Genomic DNA, 20,601 nt, shown 5'->3' with positions numbered 1-20,601 from the left:
CTTCATAGCCATATTTTGCTTCAATATACTCTCTGATCACATTTTTATATTCAACCGCAACATGATCATTTCCAATTCCAATTTTCATAACTTTCTCCTGACTCTAATCTAGATCTTCACCATTGCTGGCAATTACCTTCTTATACCAATAGAATGAATCTTTTCTTGAGCGATGTAGATCACCATTTCCTTGATCATCCATATCAACATAGATAAATCCATATTTTTTATCCATTTGCCCGGTACCCGCACTTACTAAGTCGATACATCCCCAAGTTGTATAACCAAATAGGTTTACACCTTCTTCGACTGCTTCTTTCATGCATTGAATATGTCGACGATGATAATCAATTCTTGCCGAATCATGACAAATACCATCTTCACCCTCAGTTTCAATCAGTCCAATACCATTTTCAACATCAAATAACGGTACTTGATAACGATCATTTAAAATGTGCAAGAAATGTTTAAATCCTAACGGATCAATTTGCCAACCCCAAGCATTTGCTTCAAGATACGGATTTTTAACACTTCCTAAAATGTTTCCTCCAGTAATATCCAATTGTTCTTCATTATGAGTAGTAATTACCCCCGAAGCATAATAAGAAAATCCTAAAAAGTCTGCTTTTCCTTCTTTTAAATCCTTTTTATCTTGTTCTGTAATTTCTGGAGTAAAATTCCACTCTTCCCAAATTCTTTTAGCATAAGGTGGATATTCTCCCCTTATTTGAGTATCTGCACTATATCCAAAGAAATCTTGGAAACGTTTATATTGTGCAAATGCATCTTTTGGATCAGGAGTAAGTGGATAATTCATATTTCCACAAATCATTGCACCAACTTTAAGATCTTTATCAATTTCATGAGCAACAATAGTTGCCCTAGCAGCCGCAACCAATTGATTGTGCAAATAAGCTAGATCTCTTTTAGCTTTATCTTTAGGAGTATCATTTAATGGCATAATGATATTAATTTCATTAAATGTCATCCATTTATTTACCAAATCTTTATATTCAGTAAAACAAACTCGTGCAAATTCAACAAATTCGTCAATCATTGCCCGATTGCGCCAACCACCGTGTTGTTCAAGAAGAGAAACCGGTTCATCATATTTATACAGTGTAATAACTGGATCCATACCATACTTTCTACATTCTTCAAAAACACTACGATAGAATTCAACGCCTTCTTGATTAACACCCCCCTTAATACCATGAGGATAAATACGAGCCCATGATATAGATGTATTAAATGTTGTATATCCCATTTCTGCTAACAAGGCAATATCTTCTTTATAACGATGATAAAAATCACTAGCCACATGGTTAGTATAATGTAAATCATCAAATAACTGAAACTTACACCCTTCTGGTAATTCATCAACTGCTTCCCAGTCTTTATGCACTTTTTTACCCTCTTGGTCTAAATACCAAATTTGACGACGTTCTTTAGCTGAACCAGCTGTGCAATAATCTACTAATACTGGTGATTTTCCACCTTCATTCCAACCACCTTCAATTTGAGCAGCACTAATTGAACCACCCCATAAAAAACCTTTTGGAAAACTCATAATAAACCTCCTAAAATTTATTTTAATTTAATCTTATTACCCTTCAATCAATTTTAAAGCAGTATCCAAAACCTTATTACCATTCATCATTCCATAATCTTGCATATTAATAACTTCAACCGGCTTATTTGGATATTTAGCCTTAACATTCTTTAATTCATAACGCACCTGTGGGCCTAATAAAATCACATCTGCAGCATCTCCAAATTGATCGATACTCCCAACTGGATGTGCTTCAATATTAATCCCGATTCCTTTTGCTGCAGCCGCTTCGTTCATTCGATTTACAAGTAGACTTGTTGACATTCCAGCTGCACATACTAACAAAATATTCATTTTATCCTTCCTCCTTTATAACTTTCTTAATTCTGTAATAATCTCTTTATAACTTTTTTCTTTGCCAAACAACGCACTAGTTCCTAAAATAAATCCTTTAACGCCTACCTTTGATAACATCGCGATTTTTTCTGGTGAACAAGCACCATCGATCATTACCTGATAGCCGCCATAGTTAGAGGCAGCATCAACAAACTGCCGGAATTTTGGAGTGACAAAATCTAAATATTTTTGTCCTGCAAAACCTGGGTTAACACTCATTAGCATGACATAATCACATAAATACAAAAGTTCTTTAACTGTTTCAAAAGATGTTCCCGGATTCAAAGCAATTCCTGCTTTTGCTCCAGCATCTTTAATCTTTTGTAATGTTCGGCAAGCATGCTTATCAGTCTCTGGATGAATATAAATAATCTTTACGCCTAAAGCTGCGAATTTCTCAATATAATCACTTGGGTTGACGACCATTAGATGCACATCACATGGTTTCGTTGCTTGTTTACATATATACTCAATATCTTGCAGACCCATCCCAAAATTTGGAACATAGCTACCATCCATAACATCTAGATGAAAAAAATCAATCCCACCTTCTTCTAACTCTTTTATTTCCTTTTCAAGATTGCCAAAATTAGCACACATCATTGATGGACATAATAGTTTCTCCATACAATCCTCCTATATTTTGAGTAAACGTTTACCTTTCGTTCATACTCCTATTATATATATCTTGAGTAAACGTTTCCACATATATCCATGGCACAATATGTGCCGTTGTATTTATTCACCTTTTTCTTTGTGAGTAAGCGATTACATTTTATTGAAAATATCTATTTTTTAATCTATAATGAAAATGGAGGGGAACAAAAATGGTAAAGAAAAAAAATATTTCAATTAAGGAAATAGCTAAGTTAGCTGATGTCTCTGTCGCCACTGTTTCTAGAGTTATCAACAATAATGGCCGCTTTTCTGATAAAACTAAAGAGAAGGTCGAAACAATTATTAAAGAATATGGTTATACTGCTAATATTGCCGCCAAAAGCTTACGGACATCAAAATCAAAAACAATCGGATTAATTGTTCCAAACATCGATAATGAATGGTTTTCACAGTTAGCATTAGATATCGAAAACTATTTTTTTAAACACAATTATTCAGTATTTATTTGTAATACCTCACAAAATGAAGAAAAAGAAGTTGCTTATTTCAAATCACTAGATTCTAAATTAGTGGACGGAATCATCTGCATTTCAGGAATTGAAACAATCCCATCAGATTCATTAACTCGTGACATCCCAATTGTTTGTATTGATCGAAAACCCAAAGATCATAGTAATGCCTACTATGTTGAATCTAATCACTATTTAGGGGGATATTTAGCAACTGAAGAACTAATTCAACAAGGGTGTAAAAATATTGCAATCGTATCACGAAATAAGTCATTATCCGTCAACAAGCAGCGTTTAATGGGCTATCGTCAAGCTTTAAAAGATTATCAATTACAAGAAAACAAACAGCTAGAATTATTATTGGATATTGAACAAGCTAATTACGAAGGGGCTAAAGAAGCAATTAATCAATTAATTAAAAACAATATTCCTTTTGATGGTGTCTTTGCAACTAATGATTGGCGTGCTTATGGGGTACTTGTAGGACTTTTAGAAAACAATGTTAAAGTCCCTGATGAAGTTAAGATCATTGGTTTTGATGATATTTTCATTTCTGCATCCAGCCACCCATCACTTTCAACAATCAAGCAGAACATTCCTGCTTTAACTAAAACAGCTTGTAGTTTACTTTTAGATTTAATGAATGATATTGCTATCAATGATGAAAAAAAGCAATTTATTTTGCCAGTCGAAGTTATTCGACGAGATTCAACTAGTTGATTATAATACTCTTTTAAACTTATACGTGATATGCTCCCTTTTAAAGAACAAATAATCTTGTTGTTTAGAAGAGAGCATTTTATTTAATTAAAAAGCTAGAGATATTTCTCTAATTTTTAATGGTTTATTTAAATCACACAAACGAATTTTCAATTAAATCACCAACCTTAGGATCTAAAATATTATAATTTTCTTTCCATAAATCTATTTTACACTGACAAAACTCATAGAAATCTTTTCTAGTATTAAAGTCTTTGATTATTAAATGATTATCATTAAATTCCGCAATAACAGACGGTGCATAGTTAGAGATATACTTAAAATCACTTTGCTCATTACATCGCATAAATGAATGAAAAATATTTCTTTTCGCTAACTGAAAAAATCTGCACTATTCATAATCCATTCCCCTTTGGTCTCAAATAACATTCTATTTTAGTATATTAAACTAATTAAATTCTTCTCTTTAAGATTATCTCACTACTATACATTATCTGCGAATTAAAATTATGTCTCATATTATGCCAATACTTTTAAATCAAGTAATTAAAAAGAGCCCTTCACAGACCCTTTTAAATATATTTAATCTAATCTTTCACCATTACTAGCAATTACCTGCTTATACCAATTAAAAGATTTTTTCTTTCTTCTTTCTAGCGTTCCATTACCTTGATCATCTTTATCAACATAAATAAAACCGTATCGTTTACTCATTTCTCCCGTTGAAGCAGCAACTAAATCTATACAGCCCCAAGTCGTATAACCAATTAAATCAACACCGTCATCAATCGCATCTTTCATTGCCTTAATATGTTTTCTCAAATAATCAATTCGATAGTCATCCAGAATAGAACCATCTTCTTCAATAGTATCTTTGGCACCTAATCCATTTTCTACAATAAATAACGGCTTTTGATAACGATCATACAAATAATTCAAAGTAATTCTCAAGCCCAAAGGATCAATTTGCCAGCCCCAATCAGAAGTTTCTAAATATGGATTTTTAACAGACTTTACTACATTACCATCCGTCATACCACGACTAGGATCAGCACTAGCGCAGCGTGACTGATAATAACTAAATGAAATAAAATCCACAGGATATTTTTTCAATATTTCCAAGTCATCAGTTTGGATTTCTATGTTAATATCTTTTTCTTTAAACACCTTTTTAGCATAACTTGGATAATATCCTCTGGCTTGAACATCGATAAACATTAAATTTTCGCGATCTTTATTCATTGCTAGCCAAACATCTTTAGGATCACAACTATATGGATAAAATTGTCCTCCTGCTAACATGCAGCCTACTCTATTTAAAGGGTTTATTTCATGAGCTATTTTTGTTGCCAGTGCCGAAGCAACTAGTTCATGATGAGCTGCTTGATATTTTACTTGTTCATGATTTTCATCTGGTTTAAATGCTATTCCAGCTCCAGAAAATGGTGAATGTAATAAAATATTGATTTCATTAAATGTTAACCAGTATTTAACTAAACCATCAAATCTTTCAAAACATACTCTTGCATACCTTATAAAGCACTCAATCATTTCTCTACTTCTCCATGACCCGTATTTTTCAACTAGCCCCATCGGTACATCAAAATGGCACAAAGTAACTAATGGTTCAATCCCGTATTTTTGACATTCCTTAAATAAATCAAGATAGAATGAAATTCCAGCTTCATTAGGCTGTTCATCATCGCCATGAGGAAAAATTCTAGCCCATGCAATACTTGTACGAAAAGTTTTAAAGCCCATTTCCGCAAATAGTTTAATATCTTCTTGATAACGATGATAAAAATCAATTGCCTCATGGCTAGGATAATTCTCACCATCTATTAACTTAACAGGATACATGTCACCTAATTTTACATACATTCGCTTTTCACCATGCGGAATCATATCAACGGTCGTTAACCCTTTGCCATCCTCAAGATAAGCTCCTTCAGCCTGGTTAGCAGCGATTGCTCCACCCCATAAAAAACCCTTTGGAAATCCCATAACCTTCTCCTTTATCACTTCAAGTATTTTCAATTCTGATAACTTAGAAAAAATCAGAACTATTTATAAACCTCTTCATCTGTTTCTATTTCAAAACTACGTTTTTCTATAATTTCTTTATAGAAATAAGCTGATTTCTTTAAACGCCTATTTCGGTTGTCTTCTAAATCAATTTCAACTAAGCCATATCTATTTTTAAAAGCATTCATTGGCGAAACATTATCAGTAAATGCCCATAGCATATATCCTTTACAGTTAGAGCCTTCTGTAACTCCTCTAAGCAGCCAATCCAAATGCATAGAGATAAATTCAATACGATAATCATCTTGAATCATACCAGATTCATTTTTGTATTGCTTTTCATTCTCTACCCCCATACCACTTTCGGCAACAAACCATTCGAAATTATGATAATCATTCTTCATTCTCATGGCCATATCATACATGATTTGTGGATAGATTTCCCAGCCTCGATGAGGATTCATTTTCTTTCCTGGCATATTAAATTCTTCATAATAAAAATCTGGATGAAATGGTGCTTCTGGATGAACTATCGTTGTTCTTCCTTTTACTCGATTTGGATGATATAAATTAATTCCCACCCAATCCAAAGTATTATTTTGAATAATCTCAAGTTCTTCTTGGGTATATTCCATTAAAATATCATGCTTCTTCAATAAATCAAAGAAACCCTCTTCATAGTGACCTAAGATTGCTGGATCTAAAAAAATACGATTATAAAATAAGTCATATTTATCAGCCGCCTCTAAATCGCGAGGAGAATTCCCTCTTGGATAAGCTGTCTCCACATTAATAATAGTACCAAACTTCCCACCGGCAATCCGATATCCACCCTCTTTATAAACTTTCATAATCATATTTGTCGCTAAAGCTTTATTATAATTCCATTGCATCCAAGCTTTACTATCTTGATAAAAAGGATATCTTAGTGCATCAAGATGGATTCTAGTTTGAACTACGACCGGTTCATTAAAAGCAAACCAATATTTTACTTTATGACTATAGCGCTTAAATGCTTCTTGAGCATATTTCACAAATAATTCCACCACACGTTTACTTGCAAATCCATCATATTTTTTAAATAATTCAGCAGGTATTTCATAATGTTCCAAACATACCATCGGTTCAATTCCTTGAGCAATCAATTCATCCAGCATTTTATCATAGTAATTCGCATATTCTTCGTCAACTACAATATTTTCATAATCCGTTAAAAATCGTGACCAGTTTAACGATGTCCTATAACAATTCATGCCAATCTCTTTCATATAAGCAATATCTTCCTTATAGCGATGATAATAGTCAGTCGCTACCGCAGGACCATAACCATTATGCCAAACATTTTTATTTTCCTTATACCATAAATCTATATAAGAATCCTGAGACTCCTTTTTCTCACTCCAGCCTTCTGTCTGCCAAGCACTTGCAGCTGCACCTAAGAAAAAATTCTCTGGTAATTTTACTGTTTTTTTCATATTTTTCTCCATTTCCCCACGCTACGCGCATGGACACAAATATTTCTTGAAAACATTCTAGTTCTTTCTACTCTTCCTATCCCCCTGCTATAATGAAAGAGAGGTGGTATACTACAGAGCACGATAAGGAGAGCAGGTAACTCTACTCGTTAGAATATCCTGTGTAATTATAAGTCGCCGTCATCTTTCAAAGCATCAATAATCCCCCCAAGATACATAGCCCCCAAACCTCTATCGTATAAACCATATCCCGGTTTACCAGTTTCTCCCCATATCATTCGACCATGATCCGGTCTTATATATCCTTCAAAACCTACTTCAATATATGCACGCATAATTTCCACCATATCTAAAGACCCACATCTTGAATAGTGGGCACTTTCTTCAAAAGAACCATCATCTAATATTTTTACATTTCTAATATGTGCAAAATGAATTCTTCTCATTTTTCCATATTTTCTAATTAACAACGGAATATCATTAAAAGAAGCACACCCTAATGATCCACTGCACAACGTTAAGCCATGATGGCTATCATCATATAACGATAAAAATCTATCTAAATTTTTTTCATTTGTAATAATACGTGGAATCTCAAAAATAGACCAAGGCGGATCATCGGGATGAATGGCCATGTTAACATCACACTCAACAGCAACTGGTAAGATCTCTTTTATAAAATATTTAAGATTTTCCCATAATCCTTCCTCACCCAACTCTTTGTATGCTGTAATTAATTCACTCACTTCCATTACTGAATAAGAAGTATCCCAACCCGGTAAAGATAGTTTCGTTGGGTCTAATTGAGCAACTTCATTTTTGTAATAGACTAATGCTTTCGAACCATCATTTAATTGATGATCAACAGAAGATCTAGTCCAATCAAAAACAGGCATAAAATTATAACAAATGCATTTAATTCCGCATTTAGCAAGATTTCTAATTGTTTGTTTATAATTATCTATATACCTTTGATAATCATTTCTCTTTAATTTAATATCCTCATGCACCGGAACACTTTCAATAACTTCCAGCTCTAAGCCAACTAAATTTACTTCGGCTTTTAGCTTTTCAATCTTTTCAATCGGCCATACTTCTCCGACCGGTATATCATATACTGCACTCACAATTCCTGTGATATTAGGAATTTGTTTAATATATTCTAAACTTACAGGATCATCCGTTCCATACCAGCGAAATGTCATTTTCATAATTACCAACTCCTTCCTTACTGAGGATTATAGCCTAATTTATAGGAAATCTGTTTACCCACATCTTTAATAAGTAATCCTAAATCATCTAAATCGATACTACTTTCATAAAAACCAACACAACTGATGGCAGCAACAACATGTCCTTCATGATCAAAAAGTGGTGCAGCCACAGCTATTTGTTGCAGAGTGTTTTCTCGATCATCTTTTGCATAGCCCCGTTGCCTTACCTCTGCTAATTCTTCAATAAGTTTCTCTTTAGTTTTGATTGTAAAATACGTATATGAAATAAAATCAATCTTATCAATGATTTTATTAATTTCCTCTTCGCTTTTATAAGCTAACATAGCTTTTCCTAATGCTGCACAATGAAGTGATTTTCTTGTACCAACATTAGCTGTTGTAATAATACTGTTTTCTGACTCATATTTATAAATATAAGTCACCATATTCTCATCTAAAACAGCCATAAAAGTTGTTGCATTCATCTTGTTTGCGAAATCAATTAAATTACTTTTAGCTATATTTACAATATCTATATTATTTAAATAACTACTTCCAATAAGAAACGATGCTAACCCAATCTTATATTTTGTAATACCGGTTTGATTATCTTCAACAACCATATTTTTATATACTAATGTTTTGATGATATCAAAAACACTTGACTTTGGATAATCAAATATTAATGATAGCTCCGTTAAAGTATACCCTTCTTTACTTCTTGAAAGTAATTCTAATATTTCTATTGCTCTTAATAATGTACGATTTAGCTTCATTTTTTCCTCCATCTCCATTGCCATCAATTTAGTATATACCAATTAATTTTTAGCAAATTTATAATTACGAATTTGATTCGTAATATCGTCTATTTATACTATAATTTCTTTTGTAGTGGAGGTCAACATTCTTTACTTGATTTTATAAATTGATAACGATTTCCCATTAAATAATTTTATATCTTTCTAACTGCAATAAAACAAACATACATAAAATTGTCACTGCAACAACTGATTGGGCATAGCGTTCTATTTTTGTGAATTCCGATTTCTTACACCAGATTCTATATAATGCATATGGCGGAAATAAAACATTAAAAACATAAGTTATAATTTTATATAGTGTAAAAGCCTTAACTTGATGGGGATCAGGTTTGTTTAATTCATTCCGCAATTTTATAATATGTTTTTGTTGTTCTGTTAAACCTTGCAAATTTTGTTTCTTTTTTACTTTACTTGCCATGAATATTCCTCCTGCCTGTATCATCTATATAACCTAACTTTTTAGAAATAGTCAGTGCTATCCTTTTCATTTCTTCACCAATCTCTTTAATTCTTAAATTAGTATCATATAAAAAAGTGCAGCTTATTGCAGCAACGACATTTTTATTGTGATTAAAAATAGGTGCTGCTATACAAATTTGATAAATAGAATCTTCCTGAAAATCAACCGCATATCCTATATTTTTAACCCTTTTTAATTCTTTAAGATACTTTTGAGGGCTAGTAATCGTATATTCTGTTAACGGTTTAAAATCAATTTCTTTTAAAATATCTTTAATAACTTCTGGTTTTCTTTGAAAAGCTAACAAACATTTTCCTAGTGCCGTACTATAGATTGGTTTTCTCGTACCAATATTAGCATTAGTGACTATACGATGTGGCGCTTCATACTTATATAAATATGTAACCATTTTGTTATCTAAGATAGCAAGAAATGCCGTTGCATTAAAATGATTAGCAGTTTCTATCAATTGATTTTTGGCTGCTTCTACAAGATCTAAGCGCTCAATATTCCCGCTTCCAATAATAAAAGCATTTATTCCCATTTTATATTTTAATTTCCCATGATTTTGATCCTCGACAATCATTTTTTTATACAGTAATGTCTTAACAATATCAAAAGCACTTGATTTAGGTATATCTAAAGCTTCTGTTATTTCTAACAAAGTACATCCATCTTTTTGATTAGCTATATATTCAAGAATTTTAATTGTTCTTAAGGCTGTACGATTAAGTTTCATTTAATTTTCCTTCTCTAATGTATGTACGAAAAGCCGCTAATGCGGCTTCAGCCTTCTATTGTGAAACAATATCCTTTTGTTTATTAGCGATAATAACAAATGGAGTATAAATAGCAATGGAAATAACAATACATAGTGCTTGGGTAATTACTGTTCCAATACTGCCACCTGAAGCTATCCAGGCATTAATAAATGGCGGGGTTGTCCAAGGGAAAGCATATACTAATATATCTGAGAATCCAATAATCGTCATGAAATATCCAAATGCCATTGTTGCTAATGGGGTAATAATAAAAGGAATCATCAATAATGGATTAAGCATAATTGGTAAACCAAAATGCAAAGTTTCAGAAATATTGAAAATATTTGGAGCAATAGACAACTTAGCTACTTGTTTATAATCTTCACGTTTTGAGAAGACTAAACATGCAATCAACAAACCAACAACACAACCTGAACCACCAATATTACCATAAGTATCCCAAAACGACATAGAAATAATATTAAGATCAGCCGGATTATAGTTCGGATTTGCAACAATATCCGTATTAGCTAAAATTGCTGCATTCAATAACGGGTCCCTTACTGGTTTAATAATTTGATTACCATGAATACCTACACACCAGAAAATTTGTGCTACTAACATTAACAATAAGACTCCTGGTAACCCTTGTACTACTGCCTGCAATGGTTTTTGAATAAAAGTATAGATGATATCATATAAACTTAGTCCCGCTAATTGAACCACTGTATAGTTAATCGCTGCAAAAATAATAATTGTCAATGCAAATGGAAATAAGTTATTAAAACTGCTTGTTACATTTGAAGGTACTGAATCTGGCATATTAATCTTCAAATATTTACTTTTACATAATTTTGTAAATAGTTCTACCGAAAGCAGTGCAATAATCATTCCCAAAAACAATCCTTTAGAAGCCGTATAATCTTTGGCAATTCCAGCAACCGTAATTGACTCTTCTCCTACTGTAGCTACAATATTTGTACTTAAGCATGCAACAAAACTACAAACCGCTACTATTCCCGTCATAAACCCTTTTATTCCATTTTTAACTCCCAGCTCTAATCCAATTAAAACGACAGCTGCAATTGTAAAGAAATTTAAAGTAGCATAATTTGCTGCATTAAATAGATCAGTGAACATTTCCAACCAAGAAAACCCTTGCACCTTTGCTAAACTAATCCCTGTTGTTTCCGTCGAACAAACTACATTAACAATCAACGTACAAAAAGCTCCAGTAATAATTACCGGCATCAGTGTTGTAAAAGCTGTTTTAATTGCATACATATGTTTTTGATTACTAATCTTGCTTGCTACAACTAATAATTTTTCAGTTAACGAATCTGAAATTTTCATTTTCCTTCTCCTTTCATATATACGAACTTAGTTCTTATATATGTATTTTAGAAAATAAAGTTATCAATGTCAACGAATCAAGTGTATTTGTGTACAATATCCGTATATACGTAAAATAGTACAAAAAAAAACCAGATTACTCTGGTTTTTTATTCATGTTCTTAAATGCAGTTGAAAGCATTAATTTAATACGATTTAATTGATTAACCTCACTTGCACCAGGATCATAGTCTATTGCCACGATATTACTTTCAGGATAAGCTTTGCGTAAAGCTTTAATTGCCCCTTTACCCGTAACATGGTTTGGCAAACATCCGAATGGCTGCATACAAACAATATTAGGAGCTCCTGATTCAATTAGTTCAATCATCTCACCCGTTAAGAACCATCCTTCTCCCGTCTGATTTCCAATCGAAACAATCGAACTAGCTTTTTTAGCTAAATGTTGGATTGATGCAGGAGGATCAAAACGATTAGATTTCTTTAAAGCTTTGATCATATCATGACGAAGTAAATCAACAAACTTAATTGCTAAATTACAAATTCGTGCAGAATTTTTAGAAGCATGAAAATGTTCATTTTCAAAATCAGTATTATAGAAACAATATTGGAAGAAATCTATTAAATCAGGCATTACTGCTTCGCCACCTTCACGTTCAATTATTTCTACAATTTCATTATTTGCAGTTGGATGAAATTTTACTAAGATTTCACCAACTAAACCAACCCGTGGTTTTTTTATATCTAATAGTGGTAATTCATCAAATTCTTTAACAATTTGATAAACATTTTTTCTAAATTGTTTAATACTTCCATTTTTTACATTTTCTTGACATCGTTCAACCCATGATTGATATAAATCATTTGCACTTCCTGGAATTACTTCATAAGGTCGAACTCGATATAATACTCGCATGAAAATATCACCGTACATTGCCCCAATTACTACCTTTTTAATTAGTGGCAAAGTTAATTTAAATCCAGGATTATTTTCCAAACCTTGAAGATTGGCAGAAATAACAGGTACTTGAGGCATTCCTGCATCTTGCAATGCTTTACGGATAAAGGCGATATAATTAGTAGCACGGCATCCTCCGCCAGTTTGCGATATAATTACAGCAGTCTTTTCTAAATCATACTTACCACTCAATAAAGCTTCCATAATTTGACCCGTAACTAAAATACTTGGATAACAAGCATCATTATTAACATATTTTAAACCAGCATCAACTGCCCCTTTATCAACTGATGGTAAAACCACTAAATTATAACCAGACTCCTGCATTGCTGTCTCTACAAATTGGAAATGTAAAGGTGACATCTGCGGGCATAAAATAGTATAACCTTGATCACGCATCTCTTTAGTAAAAGGTACTTTTAAGGGCTGATATTTTGGATAGAGCTGTTTTTTGTTTTTAGCTTGTTTTTCAATCGTTGCTTTTAATGAACGAATTCGGATTCTAATTGCCCCAAGATTGCTCCCCTCATCAATTTTAATCAAAGTATAGATTTTATGACGAGCTTTTAAAATATCAGCAACTTGATCACTAGTCACAGCATCTAGCCCACAACCAAATGAAGTCAATTGAATCAACTCTAAATTAGGCTGAGTTGCTACAAATGAAGCAGCCCGATACAATCTTGAGTGATATGTCCATTGATCGACTACTCGCAATTGATCTAAATCCTTATCTAAGTGGCAAACACTATCTTCACTAAGAACTGCCATGCCCTCAGCTGTAATCAAATCAGCTAATCCATGGTTGATTTCCGGATCAACATGATATGGACGTCCAGATAAAACAATTCCTGTCATCTTATTATCTTTAAGATATTGTAAAACCATTTCTCCTTGATCTTGAATATCTTGCCGACATTTAGCTAATTCATCATAAGCATCATTAATTGCACTCAATAATTCTTTGTCGTTAACATTAAATGCCCGCAATTCATCCTTTAAGTTATTGAATAAAGTTTTTCGATTGCTTAGGTCCATAAATGGATTTCGATAGATAATACTGCGATTCTCCAGATTATCAACATTATTACGAATTACTTCTGGATATGAAGTAACGACCGGACAATTATAATGATTATTAGCATTATCAAATTCTTTACGTTCATAAGCTAGACTTGGATAGAAAATATATTTTATACCTTTCTCAATCAAAGCTTCAATATGCCCATGTGCTAATTTAGCTGGGTAACAAACACTTTCTGATGGAATTGATTCAATGCCCTTTTCATAAATTGCTTTAGATGAGCGAGGAGAAAGAATTACTCTAAATCCTAATTTAGTAAAGAAAGTATGCCAAAACGGATAATTTTCATACATATTCAATACTCGAGGAATTCCCACAGTCCCACGCACAGCCTGATCTTCAGTTAGTGAACGATAGTTAAAGACACGACGATATTTGTAATCAAATAAATTTGGTAATTTCTTTGATGAAACTGGTATATTGGCTCCACGTTCACAACGGTTACCACTAATATACTCACTATTATCATTAAATGTAGATACGGTCAACATACAGTGGTTAGTACATTTTTCACAATATCTAATTTCACTTTGACAAGTGAAATTTTCTAATTCATCCTTAGTTAATAAGGTTGTCGGTTCTCCTTGGTAACTTTCTCGGGCTAAACGGGCAATCCCAAAAGCTCCCATCAATCCTGCAATATCTGGACGAATGGCATTAACACCAGCTTCTTTTTCGAACGCTCTTAATACTGCCTCATTATAAAAAGTTCCCCCCTGGACTAAAATACTGTCCCCTAGTTCTTCTTTACTTCTTAATTTAATTACTTTATATAGAGCATTTTTGATTACTGAATATGATAAACCAGCACTAATATCTTCAACTTTTGCCCCTTCTTTTTGGGCTTGTTTTACTTTTGAGTTCATAAATACAGTACAACGACTTCCTAAGTCGATTGGCGCTTTTGACTCTAATGCCAGCTTTGCAAAATCACTCACCTCGTATCCTAAGGATTTAGCAAAAGTCTCAATAAATGAACCACATCCACTTGAACAAGCCTCATTTAATAAAATATCTTGAATAATTCCATCCTTGATCTTGATTGCTTTCATATCTTGACCACCAATATCTAAAATGAAACTTACATCTTCTTTAAAATAAGTAGCAGCCTTATAATGAGCCATCGTTTCCACTTCACTCATATCAACTTTAAGAGCCGCCTTGATTAATGCTTCACCATAACCAGTGACTCCACTACGAACTAATTTAACATTAGGAGGAATAAAATCATAAATATCTTTGACTATTTTTACTACCACATCTAGCGGATTACCTTCATTTGAATCATAGAAAGAGTATAATAAAGAATCATTATCATCGATCAATACCGCTTTAGTTGTTGTAGAACCAACATCTAAACCTAAATACACATTCCCGACATACCCCTTAATATCATTTTTTCGAACTTTATTAATATAATGACGATGTCTAAACCCATTTCGATCATTTTCATCAGCAAATAGTGGGTCTAGTGTATCTTCGCTAGCAAGCATTGTTTCATCAATATTATCTAATTTCTCAATCAACGCTTCAATCGTTGTTGGCTTTTCTTCTTCTTTCGCTAATAGAGTAGCTCCCATGGCAACAAACAGTTGAGAATTATCAGGAAAAATAATTTCGTCATCTTGTAAATTTAAGGTTTCAATAAAACGTTGTCTTAATTGATCTAAAAAATATAACGGCCCCCCTAAAAAAGCTACTTTACCACGGATTGGTTTACCACAGGCAAGACCACTGATCGTCTGATTGACTACTGCTTGAAAAATTGAAATCGCAATATCCTCTTTGTTTGCCCCTTCGTTAATTAGAGGCTGTACATCAGTTTTCGCAAATACTCCACAACGTGAAGCAATTGGATAAATCATTTGATAATTTTTCGCTAATTCATTCAATCCTCCAGCATCAGTTTGAAGTAATGATGCCATCTGGTCAATAAAAGCTCCAGTTCCCCCTGCACAAGTTCCATTCATTCTTTGTTCCAGTGAACCTTGAAAATAAGTTATTTTAGCATCCTCTCCACCAAGTTCAATTGCAACATCACATTCAGGAATATAAGTTTCAATTGTTTTTGTGCAGGCAATTACTTCTTGAACAAATTTAACATCTAGACATGAAGAAAGTGATAACCCCCCTGAACCTGTCATCACAGCCGTTACTTCTAAATTACCAAATTGTTCTTTAACATCATTGATTAATGTTTTAATTGTTGCTTGGATATCAGAATAATGTCGCTCATATTTTGAATAGATACAATTATCATCCTGATCCGTAATATAAATTTTTATCGTAGTTGACCCAACGTCAATTCCCATGTAATACTTCTTTTCCATTTTGTTCTCCTACTCTAAATTTTTCTTAATCTTACCAATTATTCTGATTAAGTCATCGACCTCTTGCGGTTCTAAATCTTTAACCAAAATTTCTTCCATTTTTTGAATATGTGATTCTAATAACTCTTTGAACTCATGTGCTTTGGTCGTGAGAACGATCTTTTTTAATCGTGCGTCATAATCAACACTTACCCGTTTTACAAAACCATTACCTTCTAAGCATTGTAATAAACCCGTTGCTGTTGAACGGCGAATATTGAAAGTTGCTTCGATATCTTTTTGAAAAATATCTTTATCTTGATGATCATACAAATACCCTAAAACTAACCCTTGAGGTCCAGTTAAACCATTGTGCTCTTCATTAAAACCCAATTCATTTAAACACCGGCAAATCAAGTTCGCAAGAATCCTAATTTCTATTCCGATCCGCTTTTCTTTCACTATTTCCCCTCCTATTGTTAGGTTGCTAACATTATATACCAATGTCGAAAGATGTCAACGTTTATGCTTTTATTTTTAAACAATTTTTATTTTTACCCCTTATAATCTACAATATTATCAATTAAATAATTCAAAAGAAAAAGAACATCGGCCTGCCAGTACAATGTTCATCAGTTAAATAATTGGAACCCAACTGACCTAAGTTCTAATTTTAGTTGCACCAGCAATAACTTTTGTTGCTTTCGATAACTGCTAGGACTCATTTTAAACAATGCTTTAAAACTTTTAGAAAATGAACGTTGAGTATCATAACCACTAATCAATGCAATATCCTCATAAACAAGCATCCGCGCTGCCTCATTAAAACGACGTCGTTGAAGCTATTGATAAATTGTAATTCCTGCAATCATAGTAAACATTCGATACAAATGATATTTTAAGTAGCCAATTTCCTGTGCAATCGTAGTAAGTGTTAAATTTTCATCCTGTAGATGTTCTTCAATATAATCTATTACTTTATTAATTTGCTCTTCATTGTTCATTCTTATTTACTTCCCCTGCTCTAAGCATAGCACATTAGTTAATTTCATCTTGCACCATTCTTGCGCAATTAAAAAAGGCTACCAAAATAGCCTTTAAATCTTATCAATATTACTTATTTCTGTAATATTTTGATATGTGTATAAATACCCTAAAAAGCACCATGCTAATGTAGCTGATAAAGAATAAATATAGAATACCCCATAATCAGATAAACTACCAATAAATTCACTTAAAACGATCATAGCGAACATTTGAACAATAAAGTATATTTCTTTGCCGTGACTTTTTTTCAAAACATTAAAAATCATTAAAAGTGTCTTAAAGAAAAATACAACAAATAATATAAACCCAATTACCCCAGTAGTTACTAACGCCTCTAAAAAAACATTATGACTATGAACAACTTGAACTGCCCAATACTCCAATGCATCTGTTTCCTGACTGCCTATTTTTTTAAAATTATTTGCTCCAATTCCAATAACTGGTTCCGTATGCCAAATTTCTAAAGCAGCTTTAGTTAATGATACCCGTCCATTAGAAACCTCATCGATAATTGTCAATCCTTGATTAAAATCTTGCCAATTCCCAGCAATTAATAAATGTCCCGCCTTAACAACTTTATCCATTTGAAAACGACTTGTCTCCTTAGAAGCAATTCCCTGCATCTGTGGAACAATCTCAACTACCCGCTGACCTACTAGACTTGCACCAGCAATAACTACAATTAGACTAATTACCAGCCCTAATCTCTTAAAATTACTATACGGCTTACGACGTATTAAAAAATAATATCCAACCATGACGATAATGATTGCTAAAATAATTAATGCCGCACGACATCTTGTTAAAAGAATATATACCAGCTGAATCCCAATATTCGCAAGATACCAGTATTTTCCCTTAAACTTCTGCCTTACTGCGACTAACGCTAAAACAATCGTAATACACGCTAAAAAAGCAGCTGGATTACTATTAAAATAAATTCCAAACAAACGATTCCCGACCATTCCTAAAGTCCAGCCGTTAGCTAAACTAGAAAAATGCACTAAATACATTCCAATAGAGATAAGTGAAGCTCCACCAACTAATACATTTACTAGTGGAATAATCATTCGTACTTCATCTTCAATATCATCTTTGCTCATTGAAACAGGATTATTAAAAATCAATAAATAAATAACTAATTGCATTACTGCAATAACATAGGAATTTAAATCACTATAGTCATTCCTCGCTGTAGCAAGCAATAAAATCAGTCCTTGAACGATCATTAGCAAACTGTAATTCTTTTTTAATTTAAACTTTTTTTTATAAATATCATGCACAATTATTACTAATGCCCAAATCAATAATGGCACAAACAGGTAGTTCGTCTCAATACCTAAATAGCCCAATGCTAAAGTATTGATAAACATATATATAATAAAACATAATTTATAATACTTTCGATTAAAAACCATTTTCTTCTATCTCCAATTTAATACTCTTATTATACCATTATTATAAAAAAATAAAACAACAAAGGAGCTCGAAAGAGCTCCTCTTATTTAATGAGTTAATCCTTTTAATTCACTATCTTTAATTTCTTTACCTTCTTCGACTTTATTGATCAATTCTCGTACTCTTTCAATATGTGATTCAAAAGGAATCATAACATCACTATTAGTCCCTTTCATTGAAAAAGTATCATCCATTAATTGATACTCACCTTCAATTTGAACATTGATGATCTTCCAATCCGCCATATCATTTAATTGCATATTTATCAATGACTTAATCTCTTTATCTGACATATCTGTTTCAAAGCAGCCTTCAACTGCACTTAAAATATTATTAAAATTAGTAATAATCTTAGGTGACATAGCTTTATCAAGCATTGCCTTTAAAACCTTTTGCTGATTTTCACCACGAGCAAAATCACCACGTTTTAATCTTTTTCTTTCTCGAACGAAACACAATGCTTTATCACCATCCATCTCATTCAAACCTTCACTGATTTGATAATTACCATGCAAAGTTTCAAAAGCCTCACTTGAATTAACTGTAATTCCGCCTAAAGCATCAACAATATTAGTCATACCACTAAAATTAGTACGTGCAAAATAATTAATTTTCATTTCCAATAAATCTTGAATTGTATTAATTGTTTCACTTGTTCCATATATACCAGTATGTGTTAATTTATCCATTTTTCCATTTTTATGCAAGTTAATTTGACAATCACGAGGTATACTTGTCATCAAAATTTGTTTTGTTTTGGGATTTACCGTAACAATTAAATTTACATCACTACGTGATACTGTTTTTAAACTTCCATAAACATCAATTCCTGTAACATAAATTGAAAAAGCATTTTCAGTAACATCTGTTTGTTTAGTCGTTACTTCCATTTTCGCATCATAAGCATATGATTTTAAAACCTTAGTAACATCATTAAATTCTTCATGATTTGTCTGCAGCATCGTTCGATATTGTTCACCAACAACAATTGCATCTACTTTTCCCTCATAAAGAGCATCTGCAAGTGAAGCATAATTATCATACTTAGTATATTCATGATCACCAATCTCGGTATCAAGATCTTTTAAGGCTTCAGCAATCGTAACAGTATCCTTTTCATAAGATACTCCAATTTTTTTGGAACTATCAAGATCTTTTAATTTAGTAATTTTACCATTCTTTAATGAAATCACTGAAACAACATATTCTTGTCCAGTGGCATTAGAAACATTTTCAATAAAATTATTCCCTCTTGAAATATAAGTACAGCCAGCAATCAAAATGATACTTGTCAATAAACTAATAATTTTAGTAACTATTCCTCGTTTACTCGATAATCCTTTTTTGATTTTTTGTTCACTACTATAAATAATTCCAAAGAATCCTGCTAATAACAACGCTAATACCACAATTCCAGCAATTAAATACTTAGTCGGCACTAAATCCAGTTTGAATGTAAAGTAGACTACTGCAATCGTAGCTAATAATTGAATTCCTAAGACAAAAAACTTCGATGTAATAAATTTGAGTATTTTTTCTTTCATATTCTTGCTCCCAACTATAACAGTTTTACCTATCATACATAAAATAACTTTATTCGTCAAATTAATCCCTTTTTTTCTTTGATTCGGACGTATATAGATATTATAATCTATAAATCTATGTAATAAAAAAGAAAAATATGTTAATTATCTACTTCTTATCAAGTGCCATTCATAACTAATTTACTATAAAAGTTTATATTGCAAAAATTATATATAAAAAGACTTGTGATTTTCCACAAGTCGGCTCTATACTAAAACTGGAGGGGAAATATATCCTGCTCCAGTTTTCTTATATTT

The 20,601-nt window shown here is 32.3% G+C and carries 16 protein-coding genes and 1 pseudogene; 1 reads left to right on the top strand and 16 read right to left on the bottom strand.

The annotated features are described in order from the left end of the window. Window positions 1-103: 103 nt before the first annotated feature. Genes KSU54_RS16325 through rpe form a run of 3 tightly spaced genes read right to left on the bottom strand, consistent with a single transcriptional unit; the run spans window position 104 to window position 2,575 of the window. On the bottom strand, window positions 104-1,570 hold the full coding sequence (locus tag KSU54_RS16325) for a glycoside hydrolase family 1 protein (protein ID WP_003539519.1): 1,467 nt from the start codon (window positions 1,568-1,570) through the stop codon (window positions 104-106). A gap of 36 nt (window positions 1,571-1,606) precedes the next feature. Beyond that, complete coding sequence (locus tag KSU54_RS16320; RefSeq protein WP_003539517.1) at window positions 1,607-1,906, bottom strand: PTS sugar transporter subunit IIB; 300 nt, start codon at window positions 1,904-1,906, stop codon at window positions 1,607-1,609. A gap of 15 nt (window positions 1,907-1,921) precedes the next feature. Then, on the bottom strand, window positions 1,922-2,575 hold the full coding sequence (rpe, locus tag KSU54_RS16315; protein WP_003539516.1) for a ribulose-phosphate 3-epimerase: 654 nt from the start codon (window positions 2,573-2,575) through the stop codon (window positions 1,922-1,924). Window positions 2,576-2,775: 200 nt separating this feature from the next. Between rpe and KSU54_RS16310 the strand changes: the two genes are divergently transcribed. After that, on the top strand, window positions 2,776-3,795 hold the full coding sequence (locus tag KSU54_RS16310) for a LacI family DNA-binding transcriptional regulator (protein WP_003539514.1): 1,020 nt from the start codon (window positions 2,776-2,778) through the stop codon (window positions 3,793-3,795). A gap of 582 nt (window positions 3,796-4,377) precedes the next feature. Here KSU54_RS16310 and ascB read toward each other — a convergent pair. The 13 genes and pseudogenes from ascB to KSU54_RS16245 all read right to left on the bottom strand — a co-directional run bounded on the left by ascB (window position 4,378) and on the right by KSU54_RS16245 (window position 20,304). Next, complete coding sequence (gene ascB, locus KSU54_RS16305; protein ID WP_008792679.1) at window positions 4,378-5,799, bottom strand: 6-phospho-beta-glucosidase; 1,422 nt, start codon at window positions 5,797-5,799, stop codon at window positions 4,378-4,380. 59 nt (window positions 5,800-5,858) lie between these two features. Continuing rightward, the gene (locus KSU54_RS16300; protein ID WP_008792678.1) at window positions 5,859-7,295 is read right to left on the bottom strand and encodes a glycoside hydrolase family 1 protein; all 1,437 of its coding nucleotides are present in this window, start codon (window positions 7,293-7,295) and stop codon (window positions 5,859-5,861) included. A 167-nt stretch (window positions 7,296-7,462) separates the two neighbouring features. Beyond that, a complete protein-coding gene (uxuA, locus tag KSU54_RS16295; RefSeq protein ID WP_003539506.1) occupies window positions 7,463-8,506 on the bottom strand; it encodes a mannonate dehydratase in 1,044 nt (347 codons plus the stop codon). A 17-nt stretch (window positions 8,507-8,523) separates the two neighbouring features. Further along, complete coding sequence (locus tag KSU54_RS16290; RefSeq protein ID WP_008792677.1) at window positions 8,524-9,285, bottom strand: IclR family transcriptional regulator; 762 nt, start codon at window positions 9,283-9,285, stop codon at window positions 8,524-8,526. Between the two features lie 166 nt (window positions 9,286-9,451). Beyond that, window positions 9,452-9,748, bottom strand: coding sequence for a hypothetical protein (locus KSU54_RS16285; RefSeq protein WP_003539502.1), 297 nt, complete (start codon window positions 9,746-9,748; stop codon window positions 9,452-9,454). Further along, on the bottom strand, window positions 9,738-10,529 hold the full coding sequence (locus tag KSU54_RS16280; protein ID WP_003539500.1) for an IclR family transcriptional regulator: 792 nt from the start codon (window positions 10,527-10,529) through the stop codon (window positions 9,738-9,740). The genes KSU54_RS16285 and KSU54_RS16280 overlap by 11 nt, the downstream gene beginning before the upstream one ends. A 55-nt stretch (window positions 10,530-10,584) precedes the next feature. Continuing rightward, entirely contained in the window at window positions 10,585-11,904 is a 1,320-nt protein-coding gene (locus KSU54_RS16275) for a PTS sugar transporter subunit IIC (protein ID WP_003539498.1), read from the bottom strand. Window positions 11,905-12,040: 136 nt separating this feature from the next. Next, window positions 12,041-16,276, bottom strand: coding sequence for a 2-hydroxyacyl-CoA dehydratase (locus KSU54_RS16270; protein ID WP_003539496.1), 4,236 nt, complete (start codon window positions 16,274-16,276; stop codon window positions 12,041-12,043). A gap of 9 nt (window positions 16,277-16,285) precedes the next feature. Beyond that, on the bottom strand, window positions 16,286-16,717 hold the full coding sequence (locus KSU54_RS16265) for a MarR family winged helix-turn-helix transcriptional regulator (protein ID WP_008792673.1): 432 nt from the start codon (window positions 16,715-16,717) through the stop codon (window positions 16,286-16,288). A gap of 170 nt (window positions 16,718-16,887) precedes the next feature. Then, window positions 16,888-17,085 (bottom strand): annotated as a pseudogene (locus tag KSU54_RS16260) (helix-turn-helix domain-containing protein); the annotation flags it as partial. A 12-nt stretch (window positions 17,086-17,097) separates the two neighbouring features. Further along, complete coding sequence (locus KSU54_RS16255) at window positions 17,098-17,259, bottom strand: AraC family transcriptional regulator (protein ID WP_003539491.1); 162 nt, start codon at window positions 17,257-17,259, stop codon at window positions 17,098-17,100. A 93-nt stretch (window positions 17,260-17,352) separates the two neighbouring features. After that, a complete protein-coding gene (locus KSU54_RS16250; protein ID WP_008792671.1) occupies window positions 17,353-18,720 on the bottom strand; it encodes an O-antigen ligase family protein in 1,368 nt (455 codons plus the stop codon). Between the two features lie 87 nt (window positions 18,721-18,807). Continuing rightward, window positions 18,808-20,304: an LCP family protein gene (locus KSU54_RS16245; RefSeq protein ID WP_008792670.1), complete on the bottom strand. Its 1,497-nt coding sequence runs from the start codon at window positions 20,302-20,304 to the stop codon at window positions 18,808-18,810. Window positions 20,305-20,601 lie beyond the last annotated feature (297 nt).

Origin of the sequence: Erysipelatoclostridium sp. MSK.23.31 (assembly GCF_019125875.1) — a bacterium.
Classification (GTDB): Bacteria; Bacillota_I; Bacilli_A; order Erysipelotrichales; family Coprobacillaceae; genus Thomasclavelia; species Thomasclavelia ramosa.
This window is presented reverse-complemented; position numbering and strand designations above follow the sequence as displayed.